We start from the raw sequence: 13,352 nt of genomic DNA, 5'->3' as shown, positions 1-13,352 counted from the left end.
TTTCTATGGAAGAACTGAATTCAACAATGCAACAACCGACAGCGTATAATGACGACGATATCAAGACGCTGGATTGGATGGAACATATCCGCCGGCGCCCAGGTATGTATATTGGTAAATTGGGAGATGGTAGCTATGCGGATGATGGTATCTATGTATTGCTGAAAGAGGTACTCGACAACTCCATTGACGAATACATGATGGGGTATGGCAAAACCATAGAGGTCACCGTAGAAGAAGGAACCGTTTCTGTCAGGGACTACGGACGCGGCGTTCCTCTGGGAAAAGTTGTCGACGTTTCCAGCAAGATGAATACAGGTGCCAAATACGACAGCAAGGCTTTTAAGAAGTCAGTCGGACTGAACGGTGTCGGTATCAAGGCCGTAAACGCCCTAAGCAGTTATTTCCTTATCACCAGTTTCCGCGATGGAGAATGCAAACGGGTGGAATACAGCAAGGCGATCATTACAGAAGAGTCAAAGATACAGCCTACTACGGAATCAAACGGTACATCGATCTATTTCATCCCCGACCGCGAAATATTCAAGGAATACCAGTACAAAGACGAGTTCATCGAAAGTCTCCTGAAGAATTACGTCTTTCTGAATTCCGGCCTGACGATTATATTCAACGGCAAGAAGTTCCACTCCCGCAACGGGCTGGTCGACCTGCTGAACGAGAACATGACCACCGAACCGTTATATCCGATCATTCACCTGAATGGCGAAGATATTGAAGTGGTTATCACCCACAGTAACCAGTACGGCGAAGAATATTACTCATTCGTCAACGGCCAGTACACGACACAGGGGGGAACGCATCTTTCCGCTTTCCGTGAAACACTGGGACGTGTTATCAAAGAATATTACAATAAGAACTTCGAATACTCCGATATCCGTGCCGGTATCGTTGCCGCCATCAGTATCAAGGTGGAAGAACCGGTATTCGAAAGCCAGACAAAAACAAAGCTGGGATCGAAGGATATAGGCCCCGAAGGCCCTACGGTAGCCAAGTTTGTTGGCGACTTCATCAAGAAGGAGCTCGACAACTACCTGCATAAGAACGTAGACACCTCGGAAGCCCTGCTTCGCAAGATACTGGAATCGGAAAAAGAGCGCAAAGCCATTGCCGGTGTGACCAAACTGGCCCGCGAACGAGCCAAGAAAGCCAACCTGCACAACAAAAAGCTACGCGACTGCCGTATCCACCTGAACGATACCAAAGGCGACCGTACGGAAGAAAGCTGTATCTTCATCACCGAGGGCGACTCGGCCAGCGGATCTATCACCAAGAGCCGCGACCCGAATTATCAGGCTGTATTCAGTCTGCGTGGTAAGCCGCTCAACAGCTTCGGTCTGACCAAGAAGATCGTATATGAAAACGAAGAGTTCAACCTTCTGCAGGCAGCCCTCAATATCGAAGACGGCCTGGACGGTTTGAGATACAATAAGGTTATTATCGCAACCGATGCCGATGTCGATGGTATGCACATCCGCCTGTTGCTGATCACTTTCTTTTTGCAGTTCTTCCCCGACCTGATCAAACGTAATCATGTCTATATCCTGCAAACCCCGCTTTTCCGTGTCCGCAACAAGCAGAAAACGTATTACTGCTACAGCGAAGAAGAGCGTCTGGCAGCCATACAAGCTGTAGGAAAGAACCCCGAAATCACCCGATTCAAAGGATTGGGAGAGATCTCACCGGACGAGTTCAAGCATTTTATCGGCAAAGATATACGCCTGGATCCGGTTACAATGAAAAAAGAAGACCTGGTAAAAGATATGCTCGAATTCTATATGGGTAAAAATACCATGGAAAGACAGAACTTTATCATTGATAACCTGGTTGTTGAAGAAGATGTGGTTAATTAAACACGAAGAATGAAAAAGCGTATCGCCCTTTTCCCCGGAACATTCGACCCGTTTACCATCGGACATCAGTCGCTGGTAAGCCGTGGACTGGCTCTGGTAGACGAAATCATTATCTCTATCGGTATCAACGAGAAGAAGCAAACCTATTTCTCGATTGAAAAACGGATAGAAGCGATCAGTAACCTATATAAAGATGAACCTCGGGTTAAGGTGATGTCATACAACTCGCTCACGGTAGATTTTGCCAACGAGGTGGGTGCTGCATTCATCCTGCGTGGTATCCGTACGGTAAACGACTTCGAATACGAGAAAAGCATTGCTGACGTAAACCGTAAACTCAGCGGCATCGAAACGTTCATCCTGTTTACAGAACCCGAGCATACGCATATCAGCTCCAGCATCGTACGCGAACTGCTGAATTATGGAAAAGATATATCCCAGTTCGTGCCGAAGGGTACGAACTTATATTGACAACTTACGAAATAAAGATCAAAAATGAGACAAATCCTATTCACCCTGCTCGCAGCAATGCTCGTCATCACTTCGGCAGTGGCCCAGAAACCGAATCAGGATGCCCGCAAATTATCCATGGCCCTGTATGCCATATCGAATCTGTATGTAGATCCGGTGGATGATTCCAAGCTGGTAGAAGATGCGATTATCGGTATGCTGGAAAAGCTGGATCCACATTCAAACTATATGGATCCGGAAGAGACAAAAGAAATGACCGAACCTTTGCAAGGGAATTTCGACGGTATCGGTATCCAGTTCAACATGCTGACCGATACGCTATACGTTATCCAGGTTATTCCCGGTGGCCCGTCTGAAAAGGTAGGCCTGGTAGCCGGTGACCGTATCATCATGGTTGACGACACCCTAATTGCCGGTGTTAAAATGAAAACAACCGATATTATGAAGCGTTTGCGCGGGCCGAAAGGTACCGAAGTAAGCGTAAAGGTATTGCGTAATAAAAATCCGGAACTGATCGAATTCAAAATCATCCGTGGAAAGATACCTGTAACGAGTATGGATGCCGCATATATGGCCGACAAACAGACCGGATACATCAAGCTGAACCGTTTCGCAGCCTCATCTGCCGACGAATTCCGTGAAGCGCTTGCCAAGCTCCAGAAACAAGGAATGAAAAACCTGATCCTCGACCTGCAAGGAAACGGGGGCGGTTATCTCAACATTGCCATCGAACTGGCTGATGAATTCCTCAACAAAGACAAACTGATTGTCTATACCGAAGGGAACAAGCAGCCGCGCGACGAAGCCAAATCGACTGCACGCGGTGGATTTGAAGAAGGACGCCTGGTAGTATTGGTTGACGAATCGTCTGCTTCCGCCAGCGAAATCCTGGCCGGTGCCGTACAGGACTGGGACCGTGGAGTGGTTGTAGGACGCCGTACATTCGGTAAAGGTCTGGTGCAGAAACCAATCCCCATGCCCGACGGTTCTATGATCCGCCTGACAGTAGCACGTTATTATACGCCTACCGGACGAAGCATACAGAAACATTACGAAAACGGTAAACTGGAAGATTACCAACACGACCTGATCGACCGTTATAACCGTGGCGAACTGATGAGTGCCGACAGCATCCATTTCCCGGACTCGATGAAGTACAATACACTGGAAACAAAACGTATCGTTTACGGTGGCGGTGGCATCATGCCTGACGTATTCATCCCGGTAGATACCACCCGCTATACGGATTATCACCGTAGCCTGGTTGCCACCGGACTGGTGAACCGTGTTGCCATGAATTATCTGGATCGTAACCGCAGTGAAATGAACAAAAAATATCCGAAGTTCAGCCAATATAAAAAAGGATTCGTCGTTCCCGAAGAGACGCTGCAGGAACTGATCGATCTGGGTAAAGAGGAAAAGATCGAGTTCAACGAAGAGCAATATAACCGTTCAAAACCGCTTATCACACTTCAGGTAAAGGCCTTAATAGCCCGCGACCTGTACGATATGGCTGAATATTTCCAGGTAATCAATGACGATAACCAAAGTTATCAGGAAGCGCTGCGCATCATCAATGATGAAACGGTTTACAATAAGGAACTAGGAAGGTAAAGAAGATTTCAATGCGAGCCTGTTATGGTTCTAAACAAATAAAGGGGATGTGCCAAAAATTAAATAACTGGTACATCCCCTTTTTAATTAGTTATCACATACGATTATCTTTGTATCCATATTTAAACTTTACAAAATGAATTTATCAGGAATAGACACTTTAATCTGGGATTGGAACGGAACACTATTAGATGATGTAGACGTAAACGTCAGGGTTATCAATGAAATGCTTTTAAAAAGAGATTTACCTCAACTGGATTTAAATACTTATAAGGAATTATTCTGCTTCCCGGTCAAACAGTTTCACAGACAAATAGGTATCGACTTTGAGAAAGAGTCGATCGAGGAAGTATCAGCCGAATATATGGAACGTTACAAGAGTTATGAGAAAGAGATAAAGTTGCATATGGATGTTCCTTTCATTTTAGACACAGTCAATAGCCTGGGGATCAACCAATATATCTTATCTGCTGCCGGAAAGAATGACCTGCTGCGTATGCTCGATCATTTCCGGCTGACCGGAAAGTTTAAAGGTATATACGGCTCGGGAGATATATGCGCAACAGGAAAAGTAGGGATCGGCCAGAAGTTATTGAAAGACAATTTCCTGAACCCGGATAAGGCCCTGATCATAGGAGACACATTACATGATGCCGAAGTTGCAAATGCTTTAGGAGTAAACTGTGTGTTGTATGCTGGCGGACATAATAGTCATAACCTCTTAATAGAAAAAGCCGAAGTAATTACAGACCTGAAAGATATTATCCAAGAATAAAAACACCCGATTGGAAACTCCAACCGGGTTAATAATATATAGTCCGAATACGGTCTTACATTAATATAAGTACAGCTCCTTCATCTTTTGGATATCTATATCTAATGTCTCCGTAAGGAATTTAGTCATAGAACCATATTTCTTATCAATTGCATCATAAGCCGCATTCAGGTATTTTTCATCGACAGTAACCAGCGGGGCAATCTGAGGATAAATTTTCAAGAAACTGCTATATTTGCTTGCAATATAATCTTTACTAAGCAGATAATCCTTCATGATCGTTTCCTTATCCACATCAAGAGCCGAGAGTATAAGCATAGTAGCAACTCCCGTACGGTCTTTACCTGCTGAACAATGGAAGCTCAACGGCAAAGTATTTGCGTCCTGAACATATTTAAAGAATTCCTTATATTGAGCGACATAATCATCAAAGTTTACCATTTCCACATAAGAATCAATCATGATCTGTGCTGTTTCTTCTTCGCTCATACCCTTTGATATTGCTCCGATGATTTCATCTGAAAAGATATTACCGGCATTGATCTTTAAATCATAAGTATTCTTTACGGTAGATGGCAGAATATCCGGAGCAGCAGGCAACATACCACCCAGACCTCCTTCTTTTTCAGTATCAGTACGGAAATCGACAACAGTTTTCAAACCGGTACTTACCAAATAAGCAAGATCGGCTGCGTTCAATTTGTTCATTTCATCGGTACGGAATAATTTTCCCCAACAAACAAAACGGCCTTCTTTGTTCTTTATACCGCCCAGATCTCTGAAATTGTACCCTTTTTCGATAGGCAAACGTCTTTCTGCCAATAACACCTGACCTTCAGAAGTCTTAAACAAGAAAATGGATCTTTTTTGTGTATCGACACTCAACTCGAAAGAACCTTTCCCATCCCCACTCTTGCATGGTGTACTCATATCGATATCGTCTGCCGAAGAACCTGCATATAAATCCCAGGCATTATCACCAGAGACATTCAATGTCGCTTCTTTGGATGTCAGATCACGCACAAGTTCAACCTGTCCGCTTATATCTTTACCGGAATAACCGGTAGTTGGTTTTTCATCATCATCATCACAAGAAGTTAATACCCCGGAAGCACAAAATAACAGCAACAAATAACTAAATAAACTCTTTTTCATAACACGCTTTTCTTCTCTATTTTACATTAATAAAGCGCGCAAGTTACAGGTTTAAAACCAATTACGCAAAATCAAAACCCCATTTAGGCTCATAAATGAAATTTAGAATATCGTTTATTTATTTTAGAATATAAAAGGAATCATCTGCTTTTCGAGACTCTTTTATATAATCCTCAAAGTCCCCATCTCTCCCTGTTCTGCTCCGTATCCGGATAAATATGCCATAGGCTGACTTTGTCTTTGATTATTTCCGCTATCCAGATGGCAGGAACGTTATTTAACACTTCATCGGAGCAGACAGCGTATCCCTGCAATATAACGGTCGATCCTTTTACGAGTATTTTCTCAAAGATATTATGATAACCGGGAAACAAACGAAAGAAAGGTTCCCAAGCCATTTTCCGGTTATTCAATTTCCCCTCGATACGGGCATTTGCCATGTCAATAAAAACATGGTCATCCGTCATTAAGCCAACAAGGCCTTCAATATCTGCATTACCAATGTATTCATTGAACTTCAATGCGATTGATTTAGGATCGATCGGTGTTTCCATTTTATATTTTTTGTGTAATAAAGATCATATCGGTAAGGAACATCCCATCCGGCTCAGGATATTCTTTCCGCAATAAATTGACTATTGTAAATCCGGCATCCGACAACAATATCTAGGAAATTCGGATTTTTATCATTCGTTTTATATATTACTCTGCTCCCCATACTCCTTAATCTTCTCCTCACAAATCCGCTTCGTTATATCCCTAAGCAATTCTACCTTTGGGATAAGCGCATCGATATCCTCTTTAGTCACGACGAAGTGGGGATTGTACCGGGCATCTACATAAGCGGCTTTTAATAGTTTAAAAAGTCGTTTCTCTTCAGGAGTGTTCTGAGGGAACACAGTACTCAGATCATCGGAATAACGCCTGGTTGTAGAAGACAGTTTCGATAAATTATGCTGTTTATTATTTCGTAAAGTAAATGTCAAGCGAATAGCATAATAATAGTTTTCACAGGCCTGGTGAAGCATAAAAGAGGCTTTTTTATACTGTTCTTTTTGATAAAAATATTCTGTAGAATCCAAAAATTCATTGGCATTGACAAACTTCTCACCAAAATACTCCTGAGCTTGCTCCTTTATCTCCGCAAAGTTGAGTTTTCTCCTACGAGACAATTTGTATTTTCCACTATTATAAAGTATTACTCCTTCCTGCTTTATCTGTGTATGGAAATACCGTCCCTCTTCAATAAACTTATTAAGCTGTGCAATATCATCGTTAATAAACTCAACAGGGGTATCGCGGTCAAAATCTTTTCCGGCAAAGAAGATATCTTCTACGTTATCCAGTATGGTTTCCGCCTTTTTGCTGTTTATTCCGCTCGTTATCACGTAAATATCATAATCTGAAATTTTAACGGTAGGAATGCCGCCGTCTTCAATCCGTATGCTACGGCGAACATAATTGCCCCTCGCATAACTTCCATACAGAATAATAAACTCCGTCTGAGGTAAGCGACGAAGTATCTCCGTTACAAGAAAATTTAGTTCTTCCTGTTTGTCTTTAGGTAGATAAGCGATCGAGTCTTTCATTATGCTTGATTATGTACAACGTTAAAATACAAAAGTACAAAAAAAGCAGAATTGCCTTTAGCTTTTTGATTCTAAATCATATATTTGTACAACGTTCCTGTTTTTATTTGTTTTGTTTGTTATTACAAAATGAATAAGTCTATATAATACAGGTAATTAAAATATCATAGTATTAATATAGGCTCGATTCCCCCGAATCAGGCTTAAAAAGGAACGTATTCATATGGACAATAATAATATAGTTGGGATAAAAAGCTATTACTATCTGCTACAACAAATTACTTCTTTATTAAATCTGTCATTACCAGAAATCAGACAGAAATATATAAACTATCCATATTGCTTAATAGACTATTTCGAAAAAGAGGTGGAAGAAAAATCGATCGAGATACGATTTGACCAGGAAGAGTTTACATTGACTTGTCTTTTCAGCAATGATGGTAAATGTGAGTTTGTTTATTTATTCCCTGATAAAAATGAGTATATAAAAGGATTCATCTCTTATCTGGAGATAACCCAGAGCTACGACTATTTAAAGAATAGATGGACGACATCAGGCTGTTACATAAAAGCACAAACAATAGCCCATCTACCCAGTGACATTTGTCTGATGTTTTATAATTAATCGTATAGTCCCTAAACCATAAAAGACTATACCCAAAAGCCTCTTTATACTTTTTACAGGCACGGATTATACGGATTTGACAAATTGTTTATTTATCTGAACAATGAAATCTGTGTAATCCGTACTTGAAATATATTATCATGAAGAACTCACGAATATCAAACTGTCAATTCAACCCGCCTCCAGAAAGGCTGCACGGGGGAGAATCAACACTTGCTGCTTTTCACGCTCCTGTCAGAGACTTCATGAATAACACATTATCCAATCAAAGCCAAATAAAACAATATTATAATGCAAATATCAAATTAAACAGGACAATCAATCAAATATTTATCACATACACTACATATATGTCAACCAACATACAACACTCATTTACTCTGCCGCAGAGGACAAAAAATGTTATTCAACACACTTTTGTACTACAAAACAGTACCCGAAAATGCCAAATTCAATATTTATTAACATAAATCTCACTTCAAATAAACCTTAATCTCGTTTTAAACGAATTATATTTTCGTTTAAAACGAGATTAAATTCCCTTTCAGACGAATTATAAAAGCCATATATGAAGAAAATATTGTTAAATATTGTATTCAACAATCTTCTACAACACCAATTTGGCGCAATACACAAGTTACAAAAAGGGCTGTAATAAAATCTTTTTTATTCAAAAGCAAAGTATTATTGTTTCATTTTGTCAAACCCCATAATTTCACTTCAAAAGTTCGTGTTGCCATCTTATCATTTCACGTAATATCCCACTTTAACACATTGCTTTAAAGAATAAAATATCTGTTTTCCAAATATTTACTATCTTTAGGAACCCTATCGAATCAGTTCACATTAAATAGCAACAAAAGAATAAAAAGAAAAGACATATGATTGAATCCAAAAACGTCGATAAAACCGGTACTACTTTCGGCAATATTCTGACCGACAGGTTGATTATACGGTTAGCAAACCCGGATGATGCGGAAGAAATATACGCTTACCGCTCTGATACCATTGAAAACCAATATCAGGGTTGGTTCCCCGAATCCGCAAAGGAAGTTCGTAATTATATAACCAATATGCCGATGACTATAGATATAGCCGACGTATGCTTTCAATTTGCCATTCTAACCAAGAATGAAAACCGCCTGATCGGAGATATGGGAATAATCTTCACAGGACATGAAAGAATGCAGGTAGAGGTCGGTTGTACGTTGAATAAAGCTTTTCAGGGCAAAGGATATGCCACCGAAGCATTGACGGCAATGGTAAACTATTTTTTCACAATCCTAAAGAAACATCGTATTGTAGCATCTATCGATCCAAGAAACACCGCCTCTATCCGACTTATCGAACGATTGGGATTCAGGAAAGAAGCTCATTTCAAAGAGAGTTATTTCCTTCGTGGCGAATGGGTAGATGATATAATTTATGCCATGCTCGATAAAGATTGGAGTAATTGAGTAGGGGAAGCTAAATAAATATCCACATATTGTATTTCTAAACAAATTTGTTTATTTTTGTAGTGATATGAAAGATCAATTAGAAATATTGAAAGGTATTCACCCTGGCTTATTTTTAAGCAGGGAGTTACGAAATCGTCAATTAAGAAGTGGTGCATTTGCAGAATCCATAGGAGTTCATCCTCAAACGTTAAGTGCCATCATTAAGGGACGAAGAAATATGAACATACCTTTGTCTCTAAAGATCGAGAGATCACTCCATTTAGACGAAGGACTACTAATGACCTTACAGGTTTATTATGATATTGAATTGGAAAAGAAGAAAGAAGCTCAATCATATCATCCTGATCTTTCTATATATCGTAAGATCTTGTTTTGGGATACAGACTTTGATAAATTAGATTGGAACACCAATAAACGGTATATCATTAATCGTATTTTTGAACGGGGAAATGAAAAAGAAATACTTGAAACAATTCGTTTCTATGGCAGAGACACAATCCTGTCGTTGCTGGACTTAAATAATAAGTATGCAGTCAATCTAAAATCTAATATTCAAAAATATCTGAATTATGCCAACAAAACTCAAATATCAAACAGTAACACCATTACTAAAAAAGGTATTGACACAATTAATGTCTAATGAACTTTTTCAACCTTTCCAGCTTGTAGGTGGAACATCATTGAGTTTACAGTTAGGACACCGTATCTCTGATGATATAGATTTATTTACTGATTACGAGTATGATTCTATTGATTTTAGGGTTATTCAAAACTGGCTAAGACAAACCTAGTAAACAGCATTAAACAAAAAATCCTTCTAAGAACATCTTAGAAGGATTTTGCATTTTGTGCGGCTGAAGGGACTCGAACCCCCACGCCGTGAAGCACCAGATCCTAAGTCTGGCGTGGCTACCAATTACACCACAGCCGCATTTGGATTGCGGTGCAAAGGTAATCCTTTTTTATTAATCTGCAAGTTTTTTAGCGGAGATTTTACTTTTTATCTGCCTCAAAGACTATTCATCAAAAAGTTTCATCTGTCCTGTTATCTCATCGATAATATCCGAATTACTCTGATCCAGCTCTTCATCGTCATCCTCCGAATTACCGGTGTTCCCCTCTCCTGTCGGTTGGTCAGGTGACGCAAACCGGGTCGGTTCGAGTTCGTTGACTGTTTCTACCTCAAAGGTAGTGATACGTTTGCCTTTCGCTTTGAAGCCTTTCACAGCGATAAACTCTTCGGCATCCAGCACAAGAGGTTCGCGGAAAGCGTCGTGCCCACCGAATACCACCTCGATACGCGGATACGTTTCGTCGGTAAGCAACAGCAAGCGGCTCTTCGGGTTGTCCCCCAGGAAGTTCTGTTTACGGCTGCCGGCTTCAAGCTGGAAGCGCTTCATATAAGGATATTTCTGATCTGCATCATACAGGGCAGCCGTCCATACCTTATTCGCATCGAATTTCTCGATTATCTGTATATTATCTTCGTAATGGTTACTAAGATCGAAGTTCGTTGTGTAGAAGTCACCGTTGCGCAAAACAACCAGGATCACATCGTCGCTCTGGAACTCGCCCAGTTCATCGCCACGCCCGTCATAGTTCAGGCGTAACACATCCCAGTCGAACCAAACCTGACGTCCTCCGAGAGTTGAGCTACCCTTTTGTTTCAAGCTGATCTTATGTACATCGGCTTTTGTCAGGATATTACCCATCGAACCACGTCCCTTGATAGCAATCTCACTGAAATCTTTCTCAAAGACAAGCAACTTCTGACGTGGTTTAGGTTTCAGTATCACTTTCACCGTTTCAGCTTCTCCATTCGGGTTGGCACTGAAATACAGGACACGTGATCCCTCTGATCCTTTCGTTACATCATACTCCTTGTCACGCGTTACCCCTGTAACTGCAAAACGCTTGATATAGTTATAACCGACCTTACCATCGCGATAGATAACATTATAGATCGTACGGTTATCGTTGCGCTTGAACACATTCAGATATAATACGTCTTTTCCGACAAACATCTTATCGCAAACCTTCACGATCTTATACGTACCGTTGCGATAGAAAATAATTACATCGTCGATATCAGAGCAATTGCAAACATACTCGTCCTTTTTCAGGCTCATACCAATGAAACCTTCGGCACGGTTGATATACAGTTTTTCGTTTGCTTCCACTACTTTGGTCGCTTCAATCGTATCGAAGTTGCGTACTTCGGTCATACGCGGATGATCCTTGCCATATTTCTCCTTCAGCATAGTGAACCAATCGATCGTATAATCTACGATATTTTCCAGATGATGGTTGATACGTTCGATCTCTTCGCGTATCTGGGCAATCAGGGCATTACTCTTATCTGAATTGAATTTAAGGATACGGCCCATCTTGATCTCCATCAGTTTAAGAATATCCTCACGGGTCACTTCACGGATAAAATCAGGCTTGAACGGAGTCAGGCGCAGGTCGATATGGGCAATTGCTTCATCCATATCTTTCGCGTTTTCAAACTCTTTATCCTTATAAATGCGTTCTTCGATAAATATCTTTTCGAGGGAAGCAAAGAACAGCGTTTCTTCCTGCTCAGCCTTATGGATTTCCAGCTCGGTACGCAGCAGATGCAAGGTATCGTCTGTTGAATGGCGCAACACGTCACTTACCGTGAGGAAGTGGGGTTTGTTGTCCATGATCACACAACAGTTCGGAGAAATACTGATCTCACAATCGGTAAATGCGTACAGCGCATCGATCGTTTTATCCGATGAAACGCCCGGAGCCAGATGCACCAGTATCTCTACGCCGCTTGCCGTATTATCGTCTACCTTCTTAATCTTGATCTTTCCCTTATCATTTGCTTTCAGGATCGATTCGATCAGGGAAGAAGTCGTTCTACCGTAAGGAACTTCACTGATAACTAATGTTTTGTTATCCAGCTTTGTTATTTTGGCACGGACTTTTACGGAACCACCGCGTTCGCCGTCATTATATTTTGTTACATCGATAAATCCTCCCGTCTGGAAATCGGGATACAAAGTGAACTCCTCCTCTTTCAGATAGGCGATCGATGCGTCCAGCAACTCATTGAAGTTATGCGGCAATATTTTGGAAGAAAGACCAACCGCAATACCTTCCACACCCTGAGCCAGGAGCAGAGGGAATTTTACCGGCAGAGTGACCGGTTCTTTGTTACGTCCGTCATAAGACAGTTGCCAAAGGGTTGTTTTCGGGTTGAACACTGTTTCAAGAGCGAACTTGGAAAGACGCGCTTCGATATAACGGGGAGCAGCGGCACCGTCACCGGTCAGAATATTACCCCAGTTTCCCTGACAGTCGACCAACAAGTCTTTCTGTCCCAATTGCACCAGCGCATCGCCGATAGAAGCATCACCATGCGGGTGAAACTGCATGGTATGTCCGACAATATTGGCCACTTTATTATACCGTCCGTCATCCAGACGTTTCATAGAGTGAAGGATACGACGTTGCACCGGCTTCAATCCGTCGTTGATATGCGGCACGGCACGCTCCAGGATTACATACGAAGCGTAATCCAAAAACCAATCCTGATACATCCCTGAGAGATGATAGGATACACGTCCTTCCCCTTTACCGGGTATTTTGTATTCCGAATGTGTAGCAGCATCAGACGGCTCATTTGGTTGAGAGTCTGCATTTGTTTGCTCTATTTCCTCGTTTTCGTTTTCTCCTGTGAAATCTTCAATATCCTCTGGTTTCATATACTTATATCGTGCTCTTTCTTCTATATTCAGCCCCTGAATGGAAATAATTCCG

12 protein-coding genes and 1 tRNA gene are annotated in these 13,352 nt (G+C 41.3%); 8 read left to right on the top strand and 5 right to left on the bottom strand.

Going from position 1 to position 13,352, the window contains the following annotated elements; genetic code table 11:
* The first annotated feature begins 5 nt into the window (after positions 1-5).
* The 4 genes from HMPREF1536_RS10080 to HMPREF1536_RS10065 all read left to right on the top strand — a co-directional run bounded on the left by HMPREF1536_RS10080 (position 6) and on the right by HMPREF1536_RS10065 (position 4,731).
* Complete coding sequence (locus HMPREF1536_RS10080) at positions 6-1,871, top strand: DNA topoisomerase IV subunit B (protein ID WP_028730253.1); 1,866 nt, start codon at positions 6-8, stop codon at positions 1,869-1,871.
* Between the two features lie 9 nt (positions 1,872-1,880).
* Positions 1,881-2,342: a pantetheine-phosphate adenylyltransferase gene (coaD, locus tag HMPREF1536_RS10075; protein WP_028730252.1), complete on the top strand. Its 462-nt coding sequence runs from the start codon at positions 1,881-1,883 to the stop codon at positions 2,340-2,342.
* Positions 2,343-2,366: 24 nt separating this feature from the next.
* Positions 2,367-3,956 carry a S41 family peptidase gene (locus HMPREF1536_RS10070; protein ID WP_028730251.1) on the top strand — a complete coding sequence of 530 codons (1,590 nt, stop codon included), beginning with the start codon at positions 2,367-2,369 and terminating at the stop codon, positions 3,954-3,956.
* Positions 3,957-4,092: 136 nt separating this feature from the next.
* On the top strand, positions 4,093-4,731 hold the full coding sequence (locus HMPREF1536_RS10065; protein WP_028730250.1) for an HAD family hydrolase: 639 nt from the start codon (positions 4,093-4,095) through the stop codon (positions 4,729-4,731).
* A 60-nt stretch (positions 4,732-4,791) separates the two neighbouring features.
* On the opposite strand, the gene HMPREF1536_RS10060 is transcribed toward HMPREF1536_RS10065, so the two are convergent.
* The 3 genes from HMPREF1536_RS10060 to HMPREF1536_RS10050 all read right to left on the bottom strand — a co-directional run bounded on the left by HMPREF1536_RS10060 (position 4,792) and on the right by HMPREF1536_RS10050 (position 7,475).
* A complete protein-coding gene (locus HMPREF1536_RS10060; protein WP_028730249.1) occupies positions 4,792-5,886 on the bottom strand; it encodes a tyrosine-protein phosphatase in 1,095 nt (364 codons plus the stop codon).
* 173 nt (positions 5,887-6,059) lie between these two features.
* Positions 6,060-6,440, bottom strand: coding sequence for a nuclear transport factor 2 family protein (locus HMPREF1536_RS10055; RefSeq protein ID WP_028730248.1), 381 nt, complete (start codon positions 6,438-6,440; stop codon positions 6,060-6,062).
* Positions 6,441-6,581: 141 nt separating this feature from the next.
* Positions 6,582-7,475 carry a HEPN domain-containing protein gene (locus HMPREF1536_RS10050; RefSeq protein WP_028730247.1) on the bottom strand — a complete coding sequence of 298 codons (894 nt, stop codon included), beginning with the start codon at positions 7,473-7,475 and terminating at the stop codon, positions 6,582-6,584.
* A gap of 223 nt (positions 7,476-7,698) precedes the next feature.
* Here HMPREF1536_RS10050 and HMPREF1536_RS10045 point away from each other — a divergent pair, with 223 nt between their 5' ends.
* The 4 genes from HMPREF1536_RS10045 to HMPREF1536_RS27070 all read left to right on the top strand — a co-directional run bounded on the left by HMPREF1536_RS10045 (position 7,699) and on the right by HMPREF1536_RS27070 (position 10,351).
* Positions 7,699-8,100 (top strand): hypothetical protein, encoded by a 402-nt coding sequence (locus HMPREF1536_RS10045; RefSeq protein ID WP_028730246.1) that lies wholly within the window; start codon positions 7,699-7,701, stop codon positions 8,098-8,100.
* 881 nt (positions 8,101-8,981) lie between these two features.
* Positions 8,982-9,557: a GNAT family N-acetyltransferase gene (locus HMPREF1536_RS10040; RefSeq protein ID WP_044193598.1), complete on the top strand. Its 576-nt coding sequence runs from the start codon at positions 8,982-8,984 to the stop codon at positions 9,555-9,557.
* A gap of 67 nt (positions 9,558-9,624) precedes the next feature.
* Positions 9,625-10,200, top strand: coding sequence for a helix-turn-helix transcriptional regulator (locus HMPREF1536_RS27635; RefSeq protein ID WP_150115613.1), 576 nt, complete (start codon positions 9,625-9,627; stop codon positions 10,198-10,200).
* On the top strand, positions 10,130-10,351 hold the full coding sequence (locus HMPREF1536_RS27070; protein WP_310591715.1) for a nucleotidyl transferase AbiEii/AbiGii toxin family protein: 222 nt from the start codon (positions 10,130-10,132) through the stop codon (positions 10,349-10,351). Before HMPREF1536_RS27635 ends, HMPREF1536_RS27070 begins: the two co-directional genes overlap by 71 nt.
* Before the next feature lie 58 nt (positions 10,352-10,409).
* Here the strand turns inward: HMPREF1536_RS27070 and HMPREF1536_RS10030 are convergent.
* Both HMPREF1536_RS10030 and HMPREF1536_RS10025 read right to left on the bottom strand, forming a co-directional pair.
* Positions 10,410-10,491: transfer RNA gene (locus HMPREF1536_RS10030), tRNA-Leu, on the bottom strand.
* Between the two features lie 85 nt (positions 10,492-10,576).
* Positions 10,577-13,297, bottom strand: coding sequence for a DNA gyrase/topoisomerase IV subunit A (locus HMPREF1536_RS10025; RefSeq protein ID WP_028730244.1), 2,721 nt, complete (start codon positions 13,295-13,297; stop codon positions 10,577-10,579).
* Between the last annotated feature and the right edge of the window lie 55 nt (positions 13,298-13,352).

Source organism: Parabacteroides gordonii MS-1 = DSM 23371 (assembly GCF_000969825.1).
In the GTDB taxonomy this organism is placed as follows: domain Bacteria; phylum Bacteroidota; class Bacteroidia; order Bacteroidales; family Tannerellaceae; genus Parabacteroides; species Parabacteroides gordonii.
The sequence above is the reverse complement of the archived record's forward strand: the minus strand, read 5'-3'. Positions and strand labels throughout refer to the sequence as shown.